The following is a 25,704-nucleotide window of genomic DNA, read 5'->3' as shown; positions in this document are numbered from 1 at the left end:
ACGTAGGGACGGGTCAGACTAAGGTCAAGATATCTGGGTACGGGCCAGTGCATCCGTCACAAGATCGTGTGGCAACCACATCAAGTCGGCAGTGCGCGTCCACAGGATCGCCGTCCGAATGTTCCGACCGGGGTAGATTTGTGTCAACGCCTGACGGTATGCACCCATCTGGCGCAGCACGCCTTCGGGGCAGGCCGCAGGGTCGTCAGGGACGATGATATTGGTTTTGAAATCAATTACCTGAACCTCGGTCTCGGATATGATCAGCCGGTCGATGACCCCATGGATACGCCGCTCGTTCAAGTTGGCTGTTACCGGGACTTCGGCCAGGGTATCGGTCGCAAAAACGGGCTTTAGATGAACTGCCGTCAGGACATTTTGCGCTTCGTTCAGAAGCGTCTGCCGTTCCGTATCTTGCATATCGGGCAGAACCCGAGCGCAGAGCTGCGGCCAGTTTTCTTGCGGGACCATGGGTAAGTGTTCAAGCAGCAAGTGTAGACGCGTGCCGCGCAGCTTGGCGGCCTCGTCATCCTGACCGGGATCACCGGGCAAGGCCTTCGCCCCACCCAGATCAGACGGGCTGAGCGTCTCAAGCGGTGGTTCTGGGGTAGCGGCTGCGGTGAAGAACTGCTCGGGTAACGGCGTTGGCTCTGCCGTGGTTTCTGAGTGCTGTTCAAGCGGCAACGCGGTCCAATCCCCATGTGCCAAACGCAGTGTTTCCGAACCGGGGATCTGCGTGGCCCCTGCCCGTTTGATTGCGTCCTCAACCATCTGATACCAACTGGTTCCGTCTTTGCCGACATCCCCTGCGGCGCCCACGATTAACCACTTTTCCGCGCGTGTCAGAGCCACATAGAGTAGGCGAAGCCGCTCATTCTCTTCCCGCTGCCGCGCCTCAGCCCGTGCTTGTGCGATCAAGGTGGGTGAGGTATCGGCAGAGACTTTCCACAGCGGCGTTCCCTCGGCCACCATGATTTCTGAATCGCGTGGTGCTTGCCGCTTGCCCGTGTCAGGCAGGATCACGATTGGCGCTTCAAGCCCTTTGGAGCCATGCACCGTCATCACCCGGATCATATTGCCGACGCCGCTCATCTGCCGTTTGATTTCCAGATCGTCGGTCTGCATCCAAACCAGAAACCCGGTCAGGCTGGGAATATCTGTCCTTTCATACGCAAGGGCTTGAGACAGCAGCGCGTTTATTCCGTCTTCGGCTTCGGCCCCAAGTCGCCCCAACAGCTTTCGGCGTCCGTCATGACGGGTCAGGATTCGTTCAATCAGGTCATAGGGTCGTAAAAAGTCGATCTGTCCGCGCAAATCGTTCAGGATCGCCAGCGTTTCCGGAAATTCAGCAGCACGGCGACGCAGCGCGGCCCATAAGAACGGCTCTTGCCTGCGATGGGCAAGATCAAAAAGCTGTTGCTCACTCCAACCGAACAGAGGTGACTTTAACACTGTGGCCAGCGAAAGACTGTCTTCGGGCGTAGCCAGAAAACTCAGCAGGGCCGCAAGATCTTTTACTGCTAGCTCTGCCCCCACCTTCAAACGGTCGGCCCCGGCGATGGGCAGACCTTCGGCCTTACAGGCGCGGATGATCTCAGCAAACAGGTCCGAGCGACGCTGGACGAGGATCAGGAAATCACCCGGCTTCACCCTGCGCCGGACGAAGCTTCCCGGAGCTTTGCCATCTTCGGGAATCGTTTCGCCGCTGTTGATCATGTCCTTGATCGACTTGGCCACCTTCTCGGCCAGAAGGACGGTGTGATGCCGCGCACCGGGGCGATCTACCGGGTCTGTCCAGTCCCCGTCGTCGTCCTCATCGACCTTTTCGATCACTGGCCACAGGTCGACACGACCCGGCAAATCCGACTTAAACGCACGATGCAAACTGTCCTTGTGAAATCCGGCATCGGTGCGGTTTTCGAACAGGATATCGACCAAAGACAGGATCGCGCTGGAGGAGCGGAAGGAATACTCCAATGTCGAATCCCACAATTTAGAGCCTGATTCCGTCAATCTGCGCCCAAATTCCTGTTGCATCCGGTCAAAGGCCTGCGGATCGGCACCCTGAAAGGAATAGATCGATTGTTTCTTGTCACCCACTACGAAAATCGTGCGCTCAACCCCGGATCGGGCCCCTTCCCCGCTGGTGAATTCCTGCGCCAGCTTTTCGATGACATCCCATTGATCGGGGCTGGTATCCTGCGCCTCGTCCACCAAAATGTGATCGATACCGCCATCCAGACGGTACAGCACCCATTCCGCCACTGCCGGATCGTTCAGGACCTGCCGCGCGCGAAGGATCAGATCATCGAAGTCCAGCCAACCGCGCATTTGCTTGCGTCGTTCATATTCAGGCAGGAAGGCCGCAGCCAAACGGTGCAGCACATGCGTTTTGCGTGCCGCGATTAGTGCCAGGCGGAGTTCGCGCGCGGCTTCAATGCGCTGCATAAACGCTTCAAGCTGAGGCATCTGATCAGCCAGCGGCCCCTCACGCAGGGCTTTGGTCGGAAAGCCGTTGATCTTGGCAGAGAAAGGTTCTTTTGCGGATTTTCCAGTTAAAAGAACGCTTTCCAACAAGGGTAAACTGCCGATCTGCGTATCCGTGAACATGGACAGCTTGGTGGCGGCCTTGGCGTTGTTCCCGCCGCTTTCGGTCAGCGCGGGCAGCATTGAGCGGATCAGTTCGACCTCACCTCCAAGGAAAACCTGGGCGTGAAGGGTGTTTTCGTCAAAACCATCGGGCAGATTGAACCGTTGCAACAGATGGGGCCACGCCATCGGATGCGCAAACAGACTGCGCTTGTGCGTGAGCGCAGCAGTAAGGTTCTCAAACCCGGTATCGGTAACGAAGCGTGCAACATCCTCAATCAACGCAGCCTGAGGACCCTCGGCAAAATCTTCGACAATTTCTTCGCGCAACAGGGCTGCCGCGCGGTCTTCCATTTCGGAAAACTGTGGGCTGACCCCAGCCTCCAACGGAAACCGCCGCAGCAATGAGGCGCAGAACGAATGGATCGTTTGAATCTTCAACCCGCCCGGCGTTTCGATGGCGCGGGCAAACAGGGTACGCGCCTGCGCGAGTCGATCCGGGTCGATTGCACCTTGCACACCCAGATCGGTAAGCTCTTCTGATAACTGATCATCCGCCAGCATGGCCCATGCACCAAGCCGCTTGAACAGCCGGTTCTGCATCTCGCTGGCGGCTGCCTTGGTGTAGGTCAGGCAGAGGATATGTTGCGGCTGTACCCCACCCAGCAGCAGCCGCGCCACCCGGTCGGTCAGAACCCGCGTTTTGCCCGAACCCGCATTGGCCGCCAACCAGGTCGAGGCATCAGGCCGCGCCGCCTGCACCTGCCGTTCAGTTGCATCATTGCGGGGGCTCATTCCAGAACCTCAGGTGTTGTGTCGTCAGTCCGATCCCATTCACCAAAGCGGGCAAGATGGTCAAAGTCACCGATGTCCGAGTCCTTGTGCAGCATCCGACGGGATGTGAACCCCTGATCAGGCTCTAAATAGGCTGAAATCAGTTCTTTTAACTCGGCAAGAACCTTGTCTGGTGGCTCTTTTGTCAGCGGGGCCGCTACCTCCTTGTAGGTGCCGCCCATACCGATAAAGACCGCTTCGGCCACCGGCATGGGGTCAAACCCTTGGATGGCGCCCTGCTCGGCCATTGCGGCTTCGATCAAAAGCTGTTTGTCAAATTTGGCTTGCTGGGTTTCACTCGGTGGAATGCCGGTCTTGTAATCCACTATCCGCAATGCGCCGCGGCTGTTGTGGTCAATACGGTCTGCCCGACCAGCGATTGTGAATTCCAGAGGGGTCAGCTCCAGTTTCATCATCGCCTCGAAGGCAACAGGCCCTCCGTCGCTGCGCCGCGCGATCTCGGCACTGAGGAAGTCATCGGTGATCCGTTCCAGCCGCGCAAGCCACAGCTTGCGGGCCGTGGGCCATGCGACGTGTTTGTTCAACAGGGCGTCGGCGCGTTTCAGAAAGTTTTCTCGGGTCAACAAAGCTGGGTCGAGGACGCTGTCCTTGACGAAGTGTTCGAGGACCTCATGGATAACGATACCGCGCAGCAAAGCATCGGGCGCTTGTACCAGCGGGTCCAGTGGCCGCAGCCGTAACACATGCTTGGCGTAGATTGCATAAGGATCGCGGATCAGACGTTTTATCTCAGTTACGCTCAGGCGTCGCGGGCGGGCCGCAACCGGTGGTCGGGGCGACGGGCGCGGTGCCGGGTCTATGCGTGGCGCGGCCTCAAGCTGTTCCGACCATTGCATCCACTGCCGCCCACGGGCGCGCATCGCTGACAAAGCCTCGGGGCCACCCTGCCCCGGCAAGCCCTGCAACAGGTTCGTTATGCGGTTTAGCCAGCGCGATGGGACAGTTTCGGCATCATCCGACCGTGTGGCGCGGGTCAGCCAGACCTCGGGCGCGCCGACAGCCTGCTGGAAATCATGCGCCGACAGTCCGATGCGACGTTCGGGCAGCAACAGCCCGGCTTTGGCGCGCATCTGCCGGTTCAGCCAAGGATCTGGTGCGGCGGCTTCGGGCCAACTGCCTTCGTTCAAACCGCCAAGAATCAGCAGATCAGCGCCCTGGACCCGAGCCTCAAGCGTGCCCCAGATCATGATATGCGGATGCGGGGCGTCACGGTCGCGGACCTCTTCCCCTGCCAGGAGTGCCCCGAGAAGATCGGCGAAATCATGGGCGGTCATCGGACCGCCGTATTCGGCCTCATCCTCTAGCGTGGTGAGAACTGCCAAGGCCTTTTGGCCGGCATTCTTGTCCCATAGCGTTCCGGTTTCACCTTCGCTGCTGGCTGAGATCGCCTCGGCCAGATTGCTCAGGCGCGTCACCCAATCCGACAAGGGTAATTCACCAGCAACCTGTTGGTCGCAAAACTGCGTGATCACCCAGCGGACCCAGCCCTCTGGCACCTCTTTGCGGATGGTAAAGGCGGTCAGACTGGCACTGTCAGGGAACGGAGGGCCATGGCGGCGCAAATCCAGTTCAAGATCGCGCGTGTGCAGCAAATGCGCGCCGCGATCGCCGCCGCTGTGGCAAAGCGGGTGCTTCAACAAGGTCAGCAACGCCTCACCCCCTAGCCGCCGTGCGAACAGGCCCGCCACGTGGCGCAGGAACCGCCCCGGAGGTGATAGTTGCAGCGGCAGACCGGCACTGTCATCGGGCAGGATGTTCCACCGATCCAGCGCTGCGCTGACTTGCCGGGTCAGCATCCGGTCGGGCGTGATCAAAGCAGCGGTTTGCCCGGTTTCGGCGGCTTCGCGCAAACGTAAGGCAATGGCCAGCGCCTCGGACCGGGGGGATTGCGCCTCGACCAATGTCAGGTCTTTGGTTGCATCGTCCAGATCGGTCAGCCGGGGACCTTCGGACATCCAGGCGTCGGTGATTGGTGCTGGGCGCAACGCTAGAGATATCAGACGGTTACGCGCAGGCGACGGGGCCTTGTCGTCAGTCCAGCGCCTGATTTCGTTGGGCTGTATCCCAAGCCGGGTCATCAGCTTGCGGAATCGATATTGCGGGTGATCTTCCGAAGCCAGTGCGTCGTCTAAACTCTGCCAGACATGATCCGGTTGATCGAAATCGTAGCCGGGCAGGATCAGCGCTCCTTGCGGCAGTCGGGCAACGGCCTCCATCAACAACAGCGTTGTGCCACGTGACCCGGTTGAGCCTGCAAGAACAACCGGATGCTGCGGTGGTGCAGCCTGCCAACCGTCAATCAGGTTCTCCACCACGCGTCGTTGCCGCGCCTGCGCGTCCAGTGCATCGGGACCGGAGTCAATGAAATGATCTGCAATCCCGATAAACGCCTGCGCACGCGCCCAGTGACCGGACATATCGCTGACATCCAGCTGTCGGATCGCATCAGGTGAAACACCTTCGCCCTGCATCTCGTCAATCAGTGCGGCCAGACTATCGGACAGGTCAAACAGGGATGACCGCGCGGCCAGATCAGGCTGTTGTTCCAGTAGCTTGGCAATAAGTTGGGTCAGCTCCAGCCTGCGTCGTAGCGCAGGTATTGCGGGCGGAAGCTGCGCCAAATCCAAGCCTTCGCCCAAATCCGTCACCAGCGACAGACGGGGCAGCAGACAGGCTGGGCCCTGATCGAACAGCTCGCGAACCCGGCGCGCCATGCGGCGGGTGTTCACCACGAGTTGCACCCGCGCCAGAGCTTCGGGCGGATGATCTTTTACACGCAAACGCAGACCGTCTACCAATGCCTTTGGAAAATCGGTGCCAGGAGGCACGGCATATACACGGGGCACAGTGCTGCTTTCAAACATCAGCGATCAAACCCTCGGCCAAAGCAATCCCTTCGGGGTGGCCCACGTCGCACCAGCGACCGGGATAGATGGCTGCGAACAAGCGACCTTGAGCGTGCATCTGGTCCCAAAGGACATTCAATGAAAACGCCCTCTCAGACACAGTCATCAGCGTGTCCGTTTTCATGATCTGCGCGCCACCAAATATCAAGCCGGGTCCGCGCGTGATCAGGCCCTCGGCATCTGCTGTAAAATCACCTTTGCCCGAATGCCCAAGGGTTCGTTCGATCGGTACGCACATCAGCAGCGCGTCCATCCGGTCAGGATTCCACGCTTCACGCAACAGCGTCAGGGGGTTTGGCCCGGACCAGATTGCATCCGTATTCAGCGTATAAACAGGACCGCTCCCCAGCAAAGGCAAGGCGGCACGCAACCCGCCACCGGTTTCCAGGATGTCAGGCTCTTCACGCGATATCAGCACGCCTTTCGGTGCCAGATACGCCTCAAGCTGATCTGGCAGATAGTGCAGGTTGGCCACCACGCGGCGCGGTTGCAAATCGCCTGTCAAACCCAGAGCATAATCGATCAGCGGACGACCGGCGATTTCGATCAATGGCTTGGGCCTGTCTTTGGTCAGCACCCCCATACGAGTGCCAAACCCGGCAGCAAACATCATTACGGCTTCGGGGTTTCGGGTCATTTCTGCCTGAGCCTGCCCAAGTTCTCAGGGGTCGGGGCGGGCAGGGAAGTCCGCAGCAGGTCTGAGACGGTTGCCAGCGCGGGGTGTTCCAGATTATGCATCAGATGCGCCCACGCGGCCGGTATCAAGTTCGCATAGCGTGGCTTTCCGTATTCTGTCGCTAAACGGGCAAAGCCGCCGATGATACGCAGGTTCCGTTGTGCCCCAAGTACTGCATACGCGGTCCGGAAAGCGTGATCATTAACCTTTGTTGCGGCGATGTAGCGGTTCAACATCCGCATTTCGGTACCGGGTGACACATCGCGGCGTACATCTTGCAACATTGACATAAGGTCATAAGCAGGGTGGCCCAGCATTGCGGTCTGGAAGTCCAGCAAACCGACGCGTTTTATCCCGTGTCGGTCCGGCAACCAGATCATGTTTTCGGCGTGGTAGTCGCGTTGAATGACCACTTTGGTGCCGGAAGTTTCCCGATGCAGAACATCCGCGAACCGAAGTTCGAAACGAACCCGTGCGTCCTCATCGTGATCCCCAAGCACGGCTTGTGCGTATTTGGTGAAGGATAACGCTGCCAATTCGGTCATAAGCGCCGGATCGTAGGAAGGCAGCGAAAGGGTGGGTGCCGCGTGCAATTCGACAAGCACGTCAGTCGCGGCCTCGTACAGTTCGCGTTCCATTTTCGGGTTCTTTTCCAAAACGCGGGCGAACAGGTCGTCGCCAAGGTCTTCAAGCAACAAGAAGCCGAATTCCGTATCCTCGGCGTAAATTTCAGGCGCGCTAAGGCCGATTTTCCGCAGATACTCGGCCATGCGTACGAAGTTTTCGACCGGTTCGGCCTTATCGGGCGGCGAGTCCATAAAAACCGCGGTGCGGCCGGTAATGGGGTCGGTCAAGCGTTCATACCGGCGGTTCGATGCATCCCCCGCCAAAGGTACGCGTTCTGCATTCGACCACGGTGTTTGAGCAATCAGGGCTTCGGCCAGAACAGCCCGGTTTGTCATATAATATTCTCCAGTTTCTGCGACCATTTCTCATCCGACCATGTCAGCGTCAAATGACGAGAAACTAACGTATTAGAGTCTGTTTTCAGGTGGATGGATAAGGCTGTAGCAGGCGTCAGCGGGCCCAGCTTTTCTGGCCATTCAATCAGGCAGATCGCCGAGTCGAAAGCATCGCTCAAACCCAGTTCTTCAATCTCATCGACGGCGCTAAGCCGGTACAGATCGCAATGCCACACCTCACCGGTCGGGGTGTCGTAAGCTTGAACCAATGTAAAGGTCGGTGAGGGCACATCCTCTGGTTCTGACATGAGCGATTGGATCAGGCTGCGGGCGAAATGGGTTTTGCCGCTGCCGATCTCACCGGCAAGAAGAATGCTGTCGCCGGGACGCAGTTTGGCACCCAACCGGGTGGCAAATGCAGATGTTTCTTCCGGCGAAGTCAGGGTGATCGAACGGGCGTGCAACGTCATGACGCCACAATGGCCTTATGCCTGAGCGGCTGCAACCCGGTTCAGGCGCTGATTTGATGACTTTGCAAGACTTTAGGCATGTCCTCGACACCGAACCGGACAATCGTTGCACCGTTCTGCATTGGACTGACCGTACAGGTCAGATTGGTGCCGTTTCGCAACCGAAGACCGCTGGTCCATTCGGCGCGGTTGTCCCGCATTTCCACAAAATCCCGGATCTCACCCAAAATGGGTGTGGCTGCGCAGTGTTCCTGCCATTTGCGCGTCACGTCCAACACCGTGTCAGGTTCAAACCCGGCCTCACCGGAGTCGTCCCACAGCTTTTGATAGGCACGGTTCGTAAACGCAAGCGTTCCGTCATCTCCGAACACAGCTATGGCATCAGCCAACTTGTCCAGAACCGATTGCATCAGGTCCATCTCTGAACGGAAACGGCGGGTCAAAGTGATTTCGGCCGTAATATCCTCGAATAAAAACGCCACCGCCCCATCGGGATGCGGTCGTCCGCTGACCGAATAGACCGAGCCCGATGGCAGAGACCACGTTTCCTGATAATTTCCGTCCTCGGCGGCCTCAAGCAGGTCGTTCATCTGGTTGCGCCAACTGCGATAGTTCTTTGGTTCCGGCATCATGTGCTGGTCACGCAACCGATCAAAAAAGCTGGACAGGCTGGGGCGACAGCTCAGGAAACTGGCGGGCAGGGTGGTCAGCTCGGTCAATGCCGGGTTGAACAGCGCCAGTTGTCTATTGCGATCGAATATCGCCAGACCGATGGATAACTGAGCAAAGGTTTTCGTCATGGTCTGGACGAATTTTCGCTGGGCGGTTTCCGCAGCTACGATGGCGTTGATATCAACGGCATAACACATGCACCCATCTGGGTGATTGACCACGGCCAAGTCAAACCAGAGCTTGTTGTCGCTGTCATCGGACGAAATTGAGATCCGGGTTTTTGCGCCCATCCGCGTTTCTTCTTGAATACCGGCGAACAATGGCGCAGTCAGATCCGTATCCTGTCCGCGCACTTTACGAACCAAGGCAACATAAGCGGCGTTGCACGAGCGTACGTTACCTTGATGATCCAGCAACCAGACCGGGTAGGGCGCTTGTTCCATCGCAAGGCGTATCGGGTGCTGCGTGTCGCCCTGTGCTGGTCTGATGCGGTCGACGCGGTCACGCAGATGCACTCGGACCACACCGTCGATCCATTCGCAAAGCACGTCTCTTTCAACTGTGCAATCAATGGCGGGAACAACCAACGCGCCTTCCTGCCGGACCGCGTCGGGCGTTTCCGGAAATGTCGGGAAATCCCGATGCAAAAGTCGACGCAGGTCAGACCAATCGCGGACGGACTCAAACCCATCCAGAGCGATGTCGGAATGGCTGATGAGCCTGTCACCGTCGAATAAGAAGACTGCATCGAACAGCGATACGCCTGAGGACAGCCCAAAATTGTCGACCTGTGGCCTGCGGCGAGGCAAGAGCCACTGCACCGCCAGGCTGGCGGAAACCAGGCTGATCGCGGCGAGAATGATCCAGTCGACCATGCGTACCTCAGGACTGACACGAAGAAAGGGGAAGATACATAAACCCAGGACTATGCGTCGAAATGGTTAACGAGGTCTTAACTCAGACCTGAATGCGTTGGTTTGCACCTGATAGGACTGGCGTATCACCGGTTTGCGCATCAATCAGGTTTCGCGGCCACGAGACCTGAACAATCGCGCCCCGGCGTTCGGGGTTGTCGCACAGGTTCTGATAAGGGTCAGATCCGTTGGCGAAATAAAGCGCGGCACCGCTGCGCTCTAAAAGAGTTTTGGCGATGAACAGTCCCAAGCCCATACCTTCGTATTCCGGGCGGGTTCGCACGTCAGTCTCGGCCCTTCGACGTCGCATGAACGGGTCTCCGATCCGGCCAATCATCTGAACAGGATATCCAAGCCCGTCATCCATGATCTTGATCGTGATTGTATCGGTGGTCCATTCGGCCTCGACCCAAACATTGTTCCGCGCGAAATCCACGGCGTTCTGGATCAGGTTGCGCAACCCATGAATGATTTCGGGTTTGCGCAAGATCGAGGGCTGTTGCACATCGCCATCCCCGGTCGGACCTTCGACAAAATGCACGGTCTTGCCCCTGTGGATATGCGGCTCGGCGGACTCATGCACAACGGTGGACAGTGGTGCCTGCCGCAGATGCAGGTCGTCTTTGCCGGCCCGGCCCATATCGCGCAGGATATCGCGGCAGCGGTTGGCCTGCTCACGAATAAGCGCCGCGTCCTCTTTCAGGTCGGGTCTGTCATCCAACTCTTCTATCAGCTCTGAACTCGTCAGCTTGATCGTGGCCAGTGGCGTGCCCAGCTCGTGCGCTGCGGCTGCGACAACGCCCCCCAGATCCGTTAACTTCTGCTCACGCGCGAGGGCCAGATGCGTGGCGGCTAATGCTTCGGACATTGATCGGACTTCAGCACTTACGCGGTGCGAGTACGCGCCAATAAACACGATGGCAATGACAACTGCGGCCCAGTTTCCAAACACCAGCATTTCAGGGATATCCAGCATCTGGCCCTGTTCTGTCCGCAGGGGAATATGGAACTCTGCCAGCAAAGTGGTCAGAACAATCGCAACCCCGCCCACGATCAGGGTCGAACGCGTGCTCATGACATTGGCCGAAATCGTCACCGGACCCAGCAGCAAAAGGGCAAACGGGTTGTTCAACCCCCCGGTAAGATACAGCAATACGGCCAGTTGCATCAGATCGAACAACACCATCAGAAAGTTTTCAAATTCCGTCAGGCGTTTGTTTTGTGGAAACAGCAAGATGGCCGTCATGTTGCCCATGACCGAAACACCGATGGCCAGATAACACAGCGCCAGTTCCAACTTCACATTGAAATACTGCTGAGCGACCGTGATGGCGGTGAATTGCCCGATAATGGCAACCCAACGCAACAGGATCAGCGTACGCAACCTTATCCAGTTGCTGCGTTCCTGACCGCTCCAAAATGTGAGGTTGGAATTCGCCATCGGTTCACTTTGTCCTGTTGCATCGGCTGGTCATCTTGATAGGTGTGTCGCCCGAAACGATCAACAACCCCTTTCGTTTAAGGAATGACTTCATGGTCCGTCTTTATGCCATCCTCGCAACCGTTGTTCTGGCCGTTGGTCTGGGTGCCATTTGGTTGCTGACGCTGGGTGGGCGATCAGATGATCAGTTCGCGCAATGCCGCTCGGGGCAGATCGCAGGCGGCTCCGCGGCCATTGGCGGCCCGTTCGAGCTGGTCAACGGCAAGGGTGAGACCGTCACCGACACAGATGTTATCACCGAACCGACCTTGGTTTACTTCGGCTATACGTTCTGTCCTGACGTATGCCCGTTCGACATGTCCCGCAATGTTGAGGCCGTGGATATCCTTGCCGAACGGGGCCAGTCGGTGACGCCGCTTTTCATCTCGATCGATCCGGACCGTGACACGCCCGAGGTGATGGACGACTATGCGTTCAACATGGGTGGCAAGACCATTGCGCTGACCGGATCACCCGAACAGGTGAAAGCCGCAAGCCAGGCTTACAAGACCTATTACAAGGCGCATGACAAGAGTGACGAGTTCTATCTGGTGGATCATTCCACCTTTACGTACCTGATGTCGCCCGAGCATGGGTTCCTTGAATTCTTCAACCGCGACGACACTGCCGAGCAGATGGCGGACAAGGTTGGATGCTTTCTGGATCAGCTCTAAGCGACATGGTCGATTTGACCTTTGAAATGGCGCTGCTAAGACTCATGTTTAGCGCAAAGGCATGACATAGCGGAAAGAACGGTACATGGCGGACATTTCTGACCTTGATATAGGTCCCGATAAATCCTTGCTATTGGTGGATGATGATGAGCCGTTTTTGCGGCGATTGGCCAAAGCAATGGAAAAGCGCGGCTTCGAAGTTGAGACCGCCGGATCAGTCGCGGCAGGCCGCGCCATCTCGACCGCCCGCCCACCTGCTTATGCTGTCGTCGATCTGCGTCTTGAGGATGGAAACGGGTTGGATGTGGTCGAAGTGCTGCGCGAAAAACGCCCCGACAGCCGGGTTGTGGTTCTGACCGGATACGGCGCGATTGCCACCGCTGTGGCCGCCGTTAAAATCGGCGCGACGGATTACCTGTCAAAACCCGCCGACGCCACCGACATCACCAGCGCATTGCTGGCCAAGGGCGACGAACTGCCTCCACCGCCTGAGAATCCCATGAGCGCGGACCGCGTGCGCTGGGAGCATATTCAGAGGGTTTACGAGCTGTGCGACCGCAACGTCTCCGAAACCGCCCGCCGCCTGAACATGCACCGCCGGACGTTGCAACGGATTTTGGCAAAGCGTAGTCCGCGGTGAAGGGCTGCGAATTGGGATCAAACTGAATCAGGATTCTGTATCAGACGATACTCATTAAGGCTGTAATGCGGACAAAGAAGACGTCAGTTCCAAACAATCATGGGGATTTGGTCCGACGAAATAACCATTGCTTCTGGACTGTGGTAATCTTCATCTGCAATGCCCACCTTCAGCTTTCGACCACCTGAAAAAACTAGAATGAAGGCAACGTCAGAAGTTTGGGTCTTTTCAACTGTTTCATCGATGAAGTCTTTGCCTTCAGCTCCGATGAACTCGTAGTTGTTATTTATTGTCAGGCACATATCGCCGAAGACAACCTGTAGATAATCGTGGACGAAGCAGACCTGAGTTACCTGCCGACCCGGAAGCAATTCATCAAATAAGTTCATCGTAATTCACCGTTTTCGCACGTGATTGATGTCCAATTTCTTGACGCACGCTATCACCACGGCTAATCGCAAGCTACAACGAGTGGTCAGGCTTTTATGTCGGCATTGGGCTCAGAGCCGCCATTGGATGAAATTGGTAATCTAGAGAGAATTTATCAACATGTTATGTCGCGCCATATACGCTCGCCTTACCTGAACCGGCGGGCGCAAGGTAATCTCCAACCCCTCCATCACCGCCTTGTCCGGCCGCCCAAAGAATTTGGTCGCCTCGGCCTCTGAAAACCCGGCAATCTGCGTTGCCTCCATCCAGGCGCTGATCTTGTCGGCCTTTTTGATCTGCCGTTTCACAGTTTTCGGCACCGCAGCGGGCAGACCAAACCGGATGTGGATCGCCGCACTCAGACGGTCATCCAGAGCGCCATAGTCGGGTCCGACGGCGGATTTTACGGGTGAGATCATATCTCCGATCACGTATTCCGGCGCGTCATGTAACAATGCCGCCAGCCGCCATTTAACCGGTGCCTTCGGGGCAATCCGAGAAAACAGCTGCTCAACCAGAAGGGAATGTTCAGCTACGGAATAGGCAAAATCACCCGCTGTTTGACCATTCCAACGGGCCACAAATGCCAGTCCATGCGCGATATCTTCGATTTCGATATCCACAGGCGTTGGATCCAGTAAATCCAGCCGGCGGCCAGACAGCATCCGCTGCCATGCTCTGGGTTGTGTTGCCATTCTGCCATGCCCCTCGGATCGGCCCGCGACGAACGGGTATTTTTGTGGTATCGTTTACCTGTCGAGATCACCAGCTGCCAACATTTTCTTGACCAGTCGTGCTTTGAACCGGCGCTTGGTGGTTCCGACATTTGTGCTGAGGGGGGTGCATGCTCCTCCTGGTGTGCCCCTCTCGGAACGTAACGCGTATCGAAAGGAGCTAGCTATGTTTCAGCGACTGATTGGAATTTCCCTGGCCTTTGGAATGGCCGCTACTGCCCCCCCTGCATTTGCCAAAAACTGTGCGCAGCGAGAGCACGTGATCGCCAAGCTGCAAAACAGTTATTCCGAAGAACTGGTTTTTGGCGGATTGCAGAAAACCCGCGGCGCGCAGGCGGTGATGGAGGTCTGGACCTCGAAAGAAACCGGAAGCTACACGGTTCTGGTGACCCATGCGAATGGCCTGACCTGTATCGTTGCAGTGGGTACCGATTTTTTTGAAGCGATCCCAAAGATTAAACTCAAAGGCGAACCCAGCTGAATTTTACAGCGGAGTAATCTGTTCCAGGTCATCCGAGTTGCCACCTGCCCCGTAGAATGTTAGGGGCAGCGCGGATCTGTTTACCGGAATGGAGCATACGATGGCCGGGGACTATATTGTTAAAGACATTGCGCTTGCCGGGTTCGGCCGCAAAGAGCTGGACATTGCCGAAACCGAAATGCCGGGGCTGATGGCCCTGCGTGCGGAATATGGTGAGACCAAGCCCCTTCAAGGTGCCCGGATCGTCGGGTCTTTGCATATGACCATCCAGACCGCTGTTCTGATCGAAACACTGGTGGCATTGGGCGCGGATGTGCGCTGGGCGTCGTGCAACATCTTCTCAACCCAGGATCACGCGGCAGCCGCAATTGCCGAGGCCGGCATTCCCGTTTTTGCGATCAAGGGCCAGACGCTTGAGGAACACTGGGACTATCTGGATAAGTCCTTCCTGTTCGAGGACGGCCCGAACATGATCCTGGACGATGGCGGCGACGCGACGCTGTACATCCTTTTGGGGGCCCGCGCCGAAGCAGGTGAGGACATCATTCCTGTTCCTACTTCTGAAGAGGAAGAGGTCATAAAGAAGCAGATTGCCAAACGGATGGAAGCATCCCCCGGATGGTTCACCAAGATGCGCGACCAGATTCAGGGCGTGTCCGAAGAAACCACCACTGGCGTTAACCGTCTGTATCAACTGGTGAAAGACGGCCACCTTCCGTTCCCTGCGATCAATGTGAATGACTCGGTCACCAAGTCGAAATTCGACAACAAGTACGGCTGCAAGGAATCGCTGGTCGACGGTATCCGCCGCGCCACGGACACCATGATGGCAGGCAAGGTCGCCGTGGTCTGCGGTTACGGGGATGTCGGCAAAGGCTCGGCCGCGTCGCTGCGCGGTGCTGGTGCCCGTGTGAAAGTGACCGAAGTGGACCCGATCTGCGCGTTGCAAGCCGCGATGGACGGGTTCGAGGTCACGCTGCTGGAAGACGAAGTTGCGACGGCGGATATCTTCATCACCACCACCGGCAACAAGGACGTGATCCGTATCGAGCACATGCGCGACATGAAGGACATGGCCATCGTCGGCAATATCGGTCACTTCGACAACGAAATCCAGGTGGCCAGTCTGAAGAACCACAAATGGACCAACATCAAGGAACAAGTGGATATGATCGAGATGCCCTCGGGCAACCGGATCATTCTGCTGTCCGAAGGCCGTTTGCTGAACCTGGGCAATGCGACCGGGCACCCGTCATTCGTGATGTCAGCCTCGTTCACCAACCAGGTGCTGGCACAGATCGAGCTGTTCACCAAGGGCGACCAATACGAAAACAAGGTCTACATCCTGCCTAAGCATCTGGATGAGAAGGTGGCCCGCCTGCATCTGGATCGGATCGGTGTGAAACTGACCAAGATGGACAGTGAACAGGCCGCTTACATCGGGGTTAAGCCGGAAGGTCCGTTTAAACCCGAGCATTACCGCTACTGATTTCAGAGTTGATAGACATTAACGTATGGGGCGCCGCCGGTTATGCAACTGGCGGCGTTTTTTGTGCCGGTTGCTATGCTCATCGCCGTGGGTTGTGGCGTGTGGTAGATCCTCAGACGCGACGCTGTTTGCCGTGAACCACTGGGATGGGCGGTTATCGCCGACCTAGATAAGATTGGGGGGAGAAATCCCATAAATTTTTCCTTTCGGAAAATTTGCCGTCGCGGCTAACCTTGATGAAGACGGTAATTTGGGCCGTTGCATCACAACAATGGGAGACTGCGACATGGGAAAACGCGACGAGCTGATCGCCAAATATGCTGATGATCTGAAAAACAAATGCGGGATGGACCCCGATATGGATCTGCTGACCAAGGTCACGATCGGCTGTGGTCCGGCGATCTATGACGCCGACGCGTCGACCGTAGCTGCGACACAGGAGTCCGAGCTTGAGACGGTCAAAGACAATTTCCTTGTCAAAAAGCTGGGTCTGCCCGACGGGCCGGAATTGATCGAAGCCATCCATACAGCGTTGGACAAATACGGAAAGTCCGAACGCAACAAGTATCGTGCGGTTGTCTACTACATGCTGACCAAGCATTTCGGAAAAGAGTCGGTCTACGGCTGATTAATTTGGCTATGCGCCCATGAAGGAACTTCCGGGCGATTCCAATTTTAAGCATGTGGTATTTGCACTGACCGGCAGACTTCGATACTTATCAGAGTGTGACCAGGACGGTCAGAGCCAAAAAAATCCATACGCGTGTGGTGAGTTGGGAGCACGCGGGGAAGGGAAGGTTCTGTATTCGTCAGGGCCTTCCCTTATTTTCGGGTTGCAGAAGCTGTGTGGCCAAGCACGTGTTCCAGTCCGCGCAACCCTCAATATCTTGCACTTGGCTAGACCGCTCCGGCGCGGCTAAAGGGTGATTACACCACAGTTCTGACGTGCGCTGGCCAATGGTGGTCCTGACTTGGATCGAACAGGCTGGCTAACCCGCCTGCGTGTTCCCCATATCGCAAATCACACGCCATTCCGCATCGGTGACCGGCTGTACGGACAGGCGAGAGTTTTTGACCAGAACCATCTCGGCCAGACGTTCCTCTGCCTTGATGTCATCCAGCGTTACTGGTGTTGCGAACGGCCGCACCGCCTTGATATCCACGCAGTCCCAGCGCTCATCATCGGTTGTGCTGTCGGGATGCGCCTCGGCGCAGACCTCGACGATGCCAACGATCGCCTTGTCCTTTTGCGAATGGTAGAAGAATCCGCGATCACCGATCTTCATCTGTCGCATGAAATTGCGCGCCTGATAATTACGCACGCCGTCCCATTCTTCCCCTGCTTCGCCTTTGGCAACCTGTTGGTCCCAACTCCAAGTCGAGGGTTCGGATTTGAACAGCCAGTATGCCATCACCCGATGACCTTCTTCCACGGGATCAGCTCGACCGATTTGAACAGCCCTGCCTTGGCATACGGATCATTCTCCGCCCAGGTTTGCGCTGCTGTCATGTCCTCGACTTCGAGGATGACAAGCGACCCGATCATATCGTCCCCGTCCAATAGCGGTCCGGCTTGCGATACGACACCGGTTTGCTCGATATATGCAAGGTGATCGGCGCGGTTGTCCTTGCGGGTTTGCAGGGCGCCATCCTTGTCTTTGGCGATCAGGGCTATCAGCATTTATTCCTCCTTCAGGGGGCGGTTGAGCAGGGATTGAATGGCTTGAGGCACACTATAGGTACCATGGCTCAGGTCAGCCACCGTAACGCTTATGGGCATGTCCAGCCCTTCGGCAACAGCAATTTCAGCCATGGCGCGCGCGGTGGCGACCCCTTCGACTGTGGTATGGCTATCAAACGGACGATTTTGACCCAAACACACGCCAAAACGATAGTTTCTGGACAGTTCGGATGAACAGGTCAGAACCAGATCGCCAAGACCTGACAGACCCATCAGGGTATCTGTCTTTGCGCCGCGCATCAGGGCAATGCGCTGCATCTCGGCAAATCCGCGGGTCAGCAAAGCAGCGCGGGCGCTATCGCCCAGCCCGGCGCCAATCGCGGCGCCGCATCCAATGGCGATCACGTTTTTTAATGCACCCCCCAGTTCCGCGCCGATAACATCGGTGGTGCGATAAAGACGCAGGTTGGCGGTGGTGAGTTCGGTTTGCAGCGTCCTACCCAGATCGGCATCCCCACAAGCCAGAGTGAGCGCGGTCGGCAATCCGCGTGCAATGTCGTCGGCAAAACTGGGCCCGGTCAGCAACGCCGGACGCGCATCCGGGATCGTCTGGCGCACCACCGAGATGGGCCCCAGACCCGTGGTCAGTTCGATCCCCTTGCAGCAGGCGACCAGCGTTTTTCCGGTAAGGTTCGACGTGTGCTCAGTAAGGGCCGCGCGCAGTTTCTGCATGGGCACCGCCAGCAGCACGATATCGGCGGCCTCTACGTCCTTGATATCGGACGTCACCGAAATGGCCGGCGGCAGGGGGACATTTGGCAGACGGGCGGAGTTTTCTCGACTGTTCATCATGCGGCTGGCATGCTCGGCGCTGCGTGCCCAAAGGGTAACGGATTCGTTCCCGGACAACGAAATGGCCAGCGCCGTGCCGAACGCACCTGCCCCCAGGACGGCGACGCTCATGCTTTGGCGCCCTTCTTGCCGCTGCCCAACATGGCCGGGCTGGATTGATCCAGCGGCCAGCGGGGTCTGGCGGTCAGATCAAGACCGTCACGCCCCCCTGCACGAAAACGCTCGATCCCGGCATAGGCGATCATTGCCGCGTTATCGGTGCATAGATTCAGCGGTGGAGCGATAAAGCGCGCACCCTTGTCACAACAAACAGTCTCTAACACAGATCGAATCGCTGCATTGGCAGCGACACCACCCGCCACAGCAATCACCGGATCCGAGGGCTGAAGTTCCAGGTACTGATCTATCGCCCGTCGCGTTTTCTCGGCCAAAGTGTCCACTATGGCCTGCTGAAACCCGGCGCAGAGATCAGCGCGATCCTGCCGGGTCAAACCGCCCTTTTCAGCGACAATCTGGTCGCGCATCCGCATCAAAGCCGTCTTGAGCCCCGAAAAAGACAGGTCACACCCTGGCCGATCCAGCAGTGGCCGGGGAAAACGAAAACGGTCGGGATCGCCTGAACGCGCCTCAGCCTCAACCGAGGGGCCACCGGGTTGCGACAGGCCCAGAAGGCGTGCGGTTTTGTCAAACGCCTCACCCGGCGCATCGTCGATCGTGCCGCCCAGTCGGGTGAACTTTTCCGGCCCATGCGCAATCAGGTATTGGCAATGCCCGCCTGACACCAGCAGCATCAGGTACGGAAACGCAATTCCGTCGGTCAGGCGTGGTGTCAAGGCATGGCCCGCCAGATGGTTTACACCGATCAAGGGCAGGCCGGTTGCCGCGCTAAGACCCTTGGCGCACATGACACCGGACATGACCCCGCCAATAAGACCCGGCCCTGCGGTAACGGCGATGGCATCGATCCCGGCAAGGGTCAGGTTTGCGGCTTCAAGCGCCTGCACAACGCACATATCCAGTTTCTCTGCGTGGGCACGGGCAGCAATTTCAGGTACGACGCCTCCAAAGGCGCTGTGCAGGTCTGTCTGTCCGTACACGATTGAAGACAAAACCTCGGCCCTGGTGCCAACGGTTTGGCGCACGACCGCAGCAGCCGTGTCATCACAGCTGCTTTCCAACCCGAGTACGGTAAGTGTTTGCACCATTGGCCTGATCCGCTACACACATAAGTGTCAAGCGGGGTATCACCCTGCGCGGATGCAAACAATCCCAAGGCGGAAGGCGCCGACTGTTGTATTTGTTGATGACCCGCCCGCGCGCTGCTTCGCAGAGGTTTGTCGCGCAGCTGCCAACCCGTGTGAGATCTCGGGTCGAGGTCATCTATTCCCCGATACTTGAAATCAAACCGCTACCGGTCAAGATCGACACCAGCGGCGTGCGGGGTGTGATTTTTACCTCGGCAAATGCGGTGAATGCGGCTGTTTCGCTGGGCGTTTCGCGTCACTTGCCTGCCTTTTGTGTGGGTCCCGCCACCACCGGCACCGCGAAGGGCGCCGGCTGGAAGGCAAAGATGGTTGGCGCAACCGCTGAAGAACTGGTGGCGTTTTTGCTGAAACACCGGCCCGAAAGTCCGCTTTTGCACCTGCGCGGTGAACACACGCGGGGAAATATCGCCCTCCGCCTGACCGAGTCGGGCCTGACAGTGCGCGAACAGGCTGTGTATCAACAGCGATTGTTACCGCTGACACCCGAGGCAGAAGCCGCCGCGATTGGCTTTTTACCGGTGATTGCGCCTTTGTTCTCCCCTCGAACAGCGCGACAATTTGCCGATATCTGGACCGGATCGGCGCCGCTTTGGCTGGCCGCGATTAGCCAAGTAACAGCGGACCCCCTTTATTCCTTGGACTACGCGCGATTGAAAATCGCCAAAGAGCCGACTCCGAAGAAAATGCAGAAAGCCGTGAAAAAGCTTGTGAAACATGCGATGCGGGTTGAGGGCAACGTGACCACCGACTAACTTAGACCCTGCTGTTATTCATGTGAAATCGGATTCGATAAGGGGAATGTAGCGGTGGCGCGTAAGAAAAAGACCGATCAAAAGCCGGTAGATGACCCTAAGCCAGAAGAAACAGTGGCGTTTACCTCTGCACGCGAAACTGCGGCTGTTGACGCGAAGAAGCAGGTAGAAGAGGTCCTTTCCGAAGCCGAAGCCGAAGCCGAAGCCGAAGCCGAAGCCGAAGCCGAAGCCGAAGCCGAAGCCGAAGCCGAAGCCGAAGCCGAAGCCGAAGCCGAAGCCGAAGCCGAAGCCGAAGCCGAAGCTGCTGTGGAACACGAGCAGGAAGCGCCTGCGCGCCCGGAAGACGCGGAAAACGCGCCGCGCGAAGACGCGCAAAAAGAAGAAAACCGCGGCGGATTTATACCGGCTTTGCTTGGCGGTGTGCTGGCAGCGGGGATCGGTTTTGCAGCAGGCAGTGCAGGTCTGTTCGGCTCAGAAGATACCAATGAGCTTGCGGCGCTTGAAGCACAGCTGAACGATCAGTCCAACCGGATTGAGACGCTGACGAATTCTCTGGCCGACACCTCGGGTATAGACAGCAAAATCGCCGCTCTGACAGATCAGGTCACGCCAGTGACTGCGGAGCTGGAGACCTTGAAGTCCAGCTTCGAAGAGCTGGCGGGCAAAATCGATCCTCTGGCAAGCCGCCTGACCGATCTGGAAGGCAGTGCCCTGACGCAAGGCGCGTCTGCTGAGGTTTCTGCTGCGTTCGAGGCCGAGCTAAAGAAACTTCAGGACTCGCTTGCAACGCAGCGCGCCGAAGTTGAAAAAATGGTGTCAGACGCACAAGCGCTAGAGGCGCAAGCTGCCGCTAAGGCTCAGGCTGCGACCAATGCATCAATCCTGACCCAGCTTCGCAGTCAACTGGATGCGGGCCAGCCCTATGGTGATCTGTTGGCCGAGTTGACGGCGGGTGGCCTGACGGTGCCCGAAGCCCTGTCAGCCCCTGCGGATAAAGGCGTTGAGACGTTGACCGAATTGCGCGCGTCGTTTGCGCCCGCTGCGCGCACTGCGTTGGCTGATGCGCGTGACGCTGACAAGACCACTGGGTTGGTTGCCTTTCTTCAGAGACAAACCGGGGCACGCTCGGTGACACCACAAGATGGTGACAGCCCCGACGCGATCTTGTCTCGGGCAGAGGCCGCGTTGGCAGATGGTGACGTTGCCGCCGCATTAACCGAACTTGATTCCCTGCCTGATGAAGCAAAGGCGGCACTGATGGACTGGGAGCAGGCGGCATTGACACGGGTGGCTGCCGTTGATGCCGCAAACGCGCTGCAATCCAGCGTAAACTCGAACTGAAGGACCTGCCATGCTGTGGTCATTGTTTAAGATTGTAGTTTTCGTAGCGATTATCGGCTTGCTGGCCGTGGGCGCCATGTTCCTGATGGAAACCAGTGGCGGTGTGCAGGTCACGGCGGGTGGAGTGGAATATACGCTGGGTCCGTTGCAATCTGTGATCGCGCTGGGCGTTCTGATCCTGGCTATTTGGGTATTCTTCAAGCTGCTGACCTTGCTGATTGCGACCCTGAAGTTCCTGAACGGCGATGAAACCGCGCTGTCGCGTTACTTCGACCGCAACCGGGAACAGCGCGGCTATCAAGCACTGGCCGATGGTTTGATGGCGCTGGCCTCGGGCGAGGGGCGCGTGGCGATGAACAAGGCCAACAAGGCTGAAAAGCTGTTGAACAAGCCGGAACTGACCAACCTTTTGGTTGCCCAGGCAGCCGAGATGAACGGCGATACCAAAAAGGCGTCCGAGACCTATAAAAAGCTGGTCACGAACAACGCCACGCGATTTGTGGGCGTGCGCGGGATCATGAAGCAGAAACTGGTCGAGGGTGATGACGACACGGCCCGAAAACTGGCCGAAAAAGCGCTGGCAATCAAACCGCGCCATGCCGAAACGCAGGATATCCTGCTGGGTTTGCAGACCAAGTCGCAGGATTGGGCCGGCGCCCGTTCGACTCTGACGGCCAAGCTCAAGGCCGGCCATCTGCCGCGCGACGTGTTCAAGCGCCGTGACGCTGTGCTGGCTTTGTCCGAGGCCAAGGGCATCCTTGATGAAAGTGCCACGCTGGAACAGCGGGAGCTTGCGATTGAAGCCAATCGGTTATCGCCAGATCTGGTGCCCGCCGCAGCCTTGGCTGCACGCGCCTATATCAAAAAGGGCAAACCGCGTGCCGCCAGTAAGATCCTGAAAAAAGCATGGGAGGTTCAGCCGCACCCGGACCTAGCCCATGCCTTCGCTGAAATAGCGCCAAATGAAACGCCGTCAGAACGGATCAAGCGCTTTACAACGTTGACGCGCATTCAACCTGAAAACCCCGAAACGCGTCTGATCCTGGCTGAGTTGAACATCGTGGCCGAGGATTTCCCGGAAGCCCGCCGCGCCCTGGGCGATGTCGTTGAAAAGCAGGCCGACGCACGGGCTTACACCTTGATGGCGGCTATCGAGCGTGGTGAGGGCGCTTCGGACGCCGTGGTGCAGGGTTGGCTTGCAAAGGCATTGAACGCGCCGCGCGGACCGCAATGGGTATGCGACAATTGCCACGACATTCAGCCTGAATGGGCTCCGGTTTGTCAGAACTGCGGCAGTTTCGATACGCTGACCTGGCAAACGCCCATGACACCCGAGATTGCCACGGCGACGGGCGTGCACATGCTGCCCCTGATCGTCGGTGCACTTGAAGATAAAACCAACTCTGACGCTGAGCCGGAAGAGGCTGAACAGGAAGAAACAGCGGAGGTGATCGAGATGGAGGCGGAGGCCGTCCAATCCGATGCCGGACCTGTTGCTGAAAAACAGGCTTAGATGCGCCGTTTGCCGCACTGCTCCCGCCAGCACTGGGTTCTATGCGGAAGAACAGATTGGACGGGCACGGTTCGAGTCGTCAGACGACCAGACGGTTTGGTGCTTAGTTGGCCAACCTGCAAACTTACTTTTTGCCGCTGTGGTGCTTTGTCATCTGGGTCCCGATACGTTCTGCGGAATGCAGACAATTAAGTGAATTGGCACAATCAAATCCGTTTGCTAACGTCGCCCTCGCGTCAGGGGAGGGCGCGAAACTCCAAATGCTGGACTATTCGCATAACGCGTGGCTTGTGGCGGCCTCATTGGCCGTGGCACTTATGGCCGGTTTTACTGGCCTTTACCTGACTCATGGCGCGTCGAGCCAAGATACACAACGCCGCAAGTTCTTAGTGGCCTTAGCCGCAATTATTCTGGGCGGCGGCATTTGGTCCATGCATTTCGTGGCGATGCTGGGCCTGCAATTGCCAATTCTGTTTTACTATGATGCGTTGATCACCCTAATCTCGGCTCTTGTCGCAATCCTGATGGTGGGGCTTGCCTTGCTGCTATTGCACTTTCGACCGCGTACAATGCGGACCATTGTTGCGGCAGGCATAATCGTGGGTCTTGGTATCGTTGTGATGCACTATGTTGGCATGGCGGGTATGGAACTGTGCCGCCCCGTATACACGATCTGGGATGTAGCGATTGCGACACTTGCATCCGTGGTTCTGTCAACACTTGCAATTTGGGCGGCTTACGACAAACGCTCTCAACGCAATATTCTGTTGGGGACGGCGTGTTTTGGATTGGCCGTGTTTACCGTGCATTTCGTTGCTACCGGTTTGACCGACTTTGTCGCCAGTGAAACTGCCGGGCGCGCGGGACCTGCGTTGAACAATCAGATGCTGGCGATGGGGGTCACTGTCGCGGTCTTCATGATCTGTGGCGCGTTCCTGCTGACGGGGATTACCTTTTTTGCGCCTGACCCTGACCCGGTTGATATCCCGATGCCCAAACCAGCTGCGTTTCGGGCGGGGGTGCCGTACGAGCGCGAGGGACAGACCTTCTTTGCCGAACCCGACAAGATTGCCGCCATCCGGGCCGAGGGGCATTACACCGTTCTTTACATCGGTGCCGAAAAACTCTTTTGCCCGTGGTCTATCACAGTGGCCGAGTCCCGCCTGAAACAGGATGGCTTTTTGCGCGCGCACCGCAGTTATCTGGTCAATCCGACCCATGTCTCCAGCTTTGAACGACACAAGGACAATGGCACCTGTTATTTTGGTGGCGTGGAAGCGTTAACCAAAGTGCCCGTAAGTCGCACCCGTCTTACAGCCATCCGTGATGCGCTGGGCGTTTAATCGCCGTTCGTGCAGCCAGTTCGCATTTCGTGAAACAAGATACGCGCCCTGTTCCACTTGGCTGGATCGGTTGGACCTGCCGTCTTTTCCTGCGGTTAGGTCCCCCAAGGCAAATGAGTCCGGACCCAGGGAGGAAAAGCATGATACCAGCCGGTTTCGAGTATCACCGGCCAGGCGACATCGCCTCGGCCATCGGCATTCTTCAGGAACACGGAGACGAGGCGCGGGTTATCGCGGGTGGGCACAGCCTGATCCCGATGATGAAACTACGCATGGCCGAGATGGGTCATCTTGTCGATCTACAAGCCATTGATGAACTCAAGGGCATTGAGATTGGCAGTGAAACCGTTTCGCTGGGTGCAATGGTTACACAGCATGAGCTGATCACCCATGACGGTTTAGCAAAGTCAATTCCGTTGATCCGAGAGGCCGCGTTGCAGATCGCCGACCCTCAGGTGCGTTACATGGGGACGGTAGGTGGCAACGTTGCCAATGGCGATCCGGGCAATGACATGCCGGGGCTGATGCAATGCCTGAACGCGGTGTTTGAATTGTCCGGCCCGGATGGGTCGCGCAGCGTAGCTGCGCGCGATTTCTATGAGGCTGCATATTTCACGGCCCGTGAGGATGAGGAAATCCTGACCCGCATCACGATCCCAGTACCGGGATCGGGCGTAGGGCAAGCGTATGAAAAGCAGAAACGTAAGATTGGTGATTATGCCACTGCAGCTGCTGCAGTCATGGTTGGCAACGGAACGGCATCGGTCGCGATGACCAATTTGGCCGACACGCCGGTCTGGTCTGAAAGCGCCAGCAGCGCTTTGGCGGATGGCAATGTTGAGGGCTGCGTGGCTGCGATGTTGGGTGACATCGACCCGGTGGCCGACAACCGCGGGCCTGTTGAGTTCAAGAAACACGTGGCCGCCGTGATGCTGCGCCGCGCCATCGGCCGTGCGCAAAGCCGCGCGGGTTGAGGGGAGAAAGAA

General features: G+C 57.5%; 23 protein-coding genes. 10 read left to right on the top strand and 13 right to left on the bottom strand.

Annotated features, from left to right (window positions below):
- Nucleotides 1–24 precede the first annotated feature (24 nt).
- The 7 genes from addA to regB form a co-directional block, all read right to left on the bottom strand.
- On the bottom strand, nt 25–3,384 hold the full coding sequence (addA, locus tag ACXAET_RS12950) for a double-strand break repair helicase AddA (RefSeq protein WP_475185610.1): 3,360 nt from the start codon (nt 3,382–3,384) through the stop codon (nt 25–27).
- Complete coding sequence (addB, locus tag ACXAET_RS12945) at nt 3,381–6,308, bottom strand: double-strand break repair protein AddB (protein WP_475185608.1); 2,928 nt, start codon at nt 6,306–6,308, stop codon at nt 3,381–3,383. Before addB ends, addA begins: the two co-directional genes overlap by 4 nt.
- On the bottom strand, nt 6,301–6,987 hold the full coding sequence (locus ACXAET_RS12940; RefSeq protein ID WP_475185605.1) for a nucleotidyltransferase family protein: 687 nt from the start codon (nt 6,985–6,987) through the stop codon (nt 6,301–6,303). The genes addB and ACXAET_RS12940 overlap by 8 nt, the downstream gene beginning before the upstream one ends.
- Nucleotides 6,984–7,988, bottom strand: coding sequence for an aminoglycoside phosphotransferase family protein (locus ACXAET_RS12935; RefSeq protein ID WP_475185602.1), 1,005 nt, complete (start codon nt 7,986–7,988; stop codon nt 6,984–6,986). The genes ACXAET_RS12940 and ACXAET_RS12935 overlap by 4 nt, the downstream gene beginning before the upstream one ends.
- Complete coding sequence (gene tsaE / locus ACXAET_RS12930) at nt 7,985–8,458, bottom strand: tRNA (adenosine(37)-N6)-threonylcarbamoyltransferase complex ATPase subunit type 1 TsaE (RefSeq protein WP_475185598.1); 474 nt, start codon at nt 8,456–8,458, stop codon at nt 7,985–7,987. Before tsaE ends, ACXAET_RS12935 begins: the two co-directional genes overlap by 4 nt.
- A gap of 41 nt (nt 8,459–8,499) precedes the next feature.
- A complete protein-coding gene (locus ACXAET_RS12925) occupies nt 8,500–10,005 on the bottom strand; it encodes a PAS-domain containing protein (protein ID WP_475185596.1) in 1,506 nt (501 codons plus the stop codon).
- Nucleotides 10,006–10,087: 82 nt separating this feature from the next.
- Entirely contained in the window at nt 10,088–11,485 is a 1,398-nt protein-coding gene (gene regB, locus ACXAET_RS12920) for a sensor histidine kinase RegB (RefSeq protein ID WP_475185594.1), read from the bottom strand.
- Between the two features lie 92 nt (nt 11,486–11,577).
- Here regB and ACXAET_RS12915 point away from each other — a divergent pair, with 92 nt between their 5' ends.
- Together ACXAET_RS12915 and ACXAET_RS12910 are read left to right on the top strand one after the other, a co-directional pair.
- Nucleotides 11,578–12,198 carry an SCO family protein gene (locus ACXAET_RS12915; RefSeq protein ID WP_475185589.1) on the top strand — a complete coding sequence of 207 codons (621 nt, stop codon included), beginning with the start codon at nt 11,578–11,580 and terminating at the stop codon, nt 12,196–12,198.
- Between the two features lie 85 nt (nt 12,199–12,283).
- Nucleotides 12,284–12,838, top strand: a complete 555-nt coding sequence (locus tag ACXAET_RS12910) for an ActR/PrrA/RegA family redox response regulator transcription factor (RefSeq protein ID WP_068339942.1) — start codon at nt 12,284–12,286, stop codon at nt 12,836–12,838.
- An 83-nt stretch (nt 12,839–12,921) separates the two neighbouring features.
- Here ACXAET_RS12910 and ACXAET_RS12905 read toward each other — a convergent pair whose 3' ends face one another.
- Nucleotides 12,922–13,227 (bottom strand): hypothetical protein, encoded by a 306-nt coding sequence (locus ACXAET_RS12905; protein ID WP_475185585.1) that lies wholly within the window; start codon nt 13,225–13,227, stop codon nt 12,922–12,924.
- Nucleotides 13,228–13,368: 141 nt separating this feature from the next.
- Nucleotides 13,369–13,962 carry an HD domain-containing protein gene (locus ACXAET_RS12900; RefSeq protein WP_475185582.1) on the bottom strand — a complete coding sequence of 198 codons (594 nt, stop codon included), beginning with the start codon at nt 13,960–13,962 and terminating at the stop codon, nt 13,369–13,371.
- Between the two features lie 205 nt (nt 13,963–14,167).
- Between ACXAET_RS12900 and ACXAET_RS12895 the strand changes: the two genes are divergently transcribed.
- From ACXAET_RS12895 to ACXAET_RS12885, 3 genes are all read left to right on the top strand, one after another.
- Entirely contained in the window at nt 14,168–14,482 is a 315-nt protein-coding gene (locus ACXAET_RS12895) for a hypothetical protein (protein WP_475185581.1), read from the top strand.
- A 100-nt stretch (nt 14,483–14,582) separates the two neighbouring features.
- Nucleotides 14,583–15,971, top strand: a complete 1,389-nt coding sequence (gene ahcY, locus ACXAET_RS12890; protein WP_475185575.1) for an adenosylhomocysteinase — start codon at nt 14,583–14,585, stop codon at nt 15,969–15,971.
- A gap of 286 nt (nt 15,972–16,257) precedes the next feature.
- Complete coding sequence (locus ACXAET_RS12885; RefSeq protein WP_475185573.1) at nt 16,258–16,599, top strand: DUF2853 family protein; 342 nt, start codon at nt 16,258–16,260, stop codon at nt 16,597–16,599.
- Nucleotides 16,600–16,960: 361 nt separating this feature from the next.
- Here ACXAET_RS12885 and ACXAET_RS12880 read toward each other — a convergent pair whose 3' ends face one another.
- Genes ACXAET_RS12880 through tsaD form a run of 4 tightly spaced genes read right to left on the bottom strand, consistent with a single transcriptional unit; the run spans nt 16,961 to nt 19,709 of the window.
- On the bottom strand, nt 16,961–17,383 hold the full coding sequence (locus tag ACXAET_RS12880) for an EVE domain-containing protein (RefSeq protein WP_475185570.1): 423 nt from the start codon (nt 17,381–17,383) through the stop codon (nt 16,961–16,963).
- Nucleotides 17,383–17,652, bottom strand: coding sequence for a YciI family protein (locus tag ACXAET_RS12875; RefSeq protein WP_475185566.1), 270 nt, complete (start codon nt 17,650–17,652; stop codon nt 17,383–17,385). Before ACXAET_RS12875 ends, ACXAET_RS12880 begins: the two co-directional genes overlap by 1 nt.
- On the bottom strand, nt 17,653–18,615 hold the full coding sequence (locus ACXAET_RS12870; protein ID WP_475185561.1) for an NAD(P)H-dependent glycerol-3-phosphate dehydrogenase: 963 nt from the start codon (nt 18,613–18,615) through the stop codon (nt 17,653–17,655).
- Nucleotides 18,612–19,709: a tRNA (adenosine(37)-N6)-threonylcarbamoyltransferase complex transferase subunit TsaD gene (tsaD, locus tag ACXAET_RS12865; RefSeq protein WP_475185556.1), complete on the bottom strand. Its 1,098-nt coding sequence runs from the start codon at nt 19,707–19,709 to the stop codon at nt 18,612–18,614. Before tsaD ends, ACXAET_RS12870 begins: the two co-directional genes overlap by 4 nt.
- Nucleotides 19,710–19,807: 98 nt before the next feature.
- On the opposite strand from tsaD, the gene ACXAET_RS12860 reads away from it, so the two are divergent.
- The 5 genes from ACXAET_RS12860 to ACXAET_RS12840 all read left to right on the top strand — a co-directional run bounded on the left by ACXAET_RS12860 (nt 19,808) and on the right by ACXAET_RS12840 (nt 25,692).
- A complete protein-coding gene (locus ACXAET_RS12860; RefSeq protein WP_475185552.1) occupies nt 19,808–20,521 on the top strand; it encodes a uroporphyrinogen-III synthase in 714 nt (237 codons plus the stop codon).
- A gap of 54 nt (nt 20,522–20,575) precedes the next feature.
- Entirely contained in the window at nt 20,576–21,862 is a 1,287-nt protein-coding gene (locus tag ACXAET_RS12855; protein WP_475185550.1) for a COG4223 family protein, read from the top strand.
- Between the two features lie 10 nt (nt 21,863–21,872).
- Nucleotides 21,873–23,375 carry a heme biosynthesis HemY N-terminal domain-containing protein gene (locus ACXAET_RS12850; RefSeq protein ID WP_475185547.1) on the top strand — a complete coding sequence of 501 codons (1,503 nt, stop codon included), beginning with the start codon at nt 21,873–21,875 and terminating at the stop codon, nt 23,373–23,375.
- A 260-nt stretch (nt 23,376–23,635) separates the two neighbouring features.
- Entirely contained in the window at nt 23,636–24,718 is a 1,083-nt protein-coding gene (locus tag ACXAET_RS12845; protein ID WP_475185546.1) for an MHYT domain-containing protein, read from the top strand.
- A gap of 140 nt (nt 24,719–24,858) precedes the next feature.
- On the top strand, nt 24,859–25,692 hold the full coding sequence (locus tag ACXAET_RS12840; protein WP_475185544.1) for an FAD binding domain-containing protein: 834 nt from the start codon (nt 24,859–24,861) through the stop codon (nt 25,690–25,692).
- The last annotated feature ends 12 nt before the right edge of the window (nt 25,693–25,704 follow it).

Source organism: Ruegeria sp. AWH4_226 (assembly GCF_056159225.1).
The sequence above is the reverse complement of the archived record's forward strand: the minus strand, read 5'-3'. Positions and strand labels throughout refer to the sequence as shown.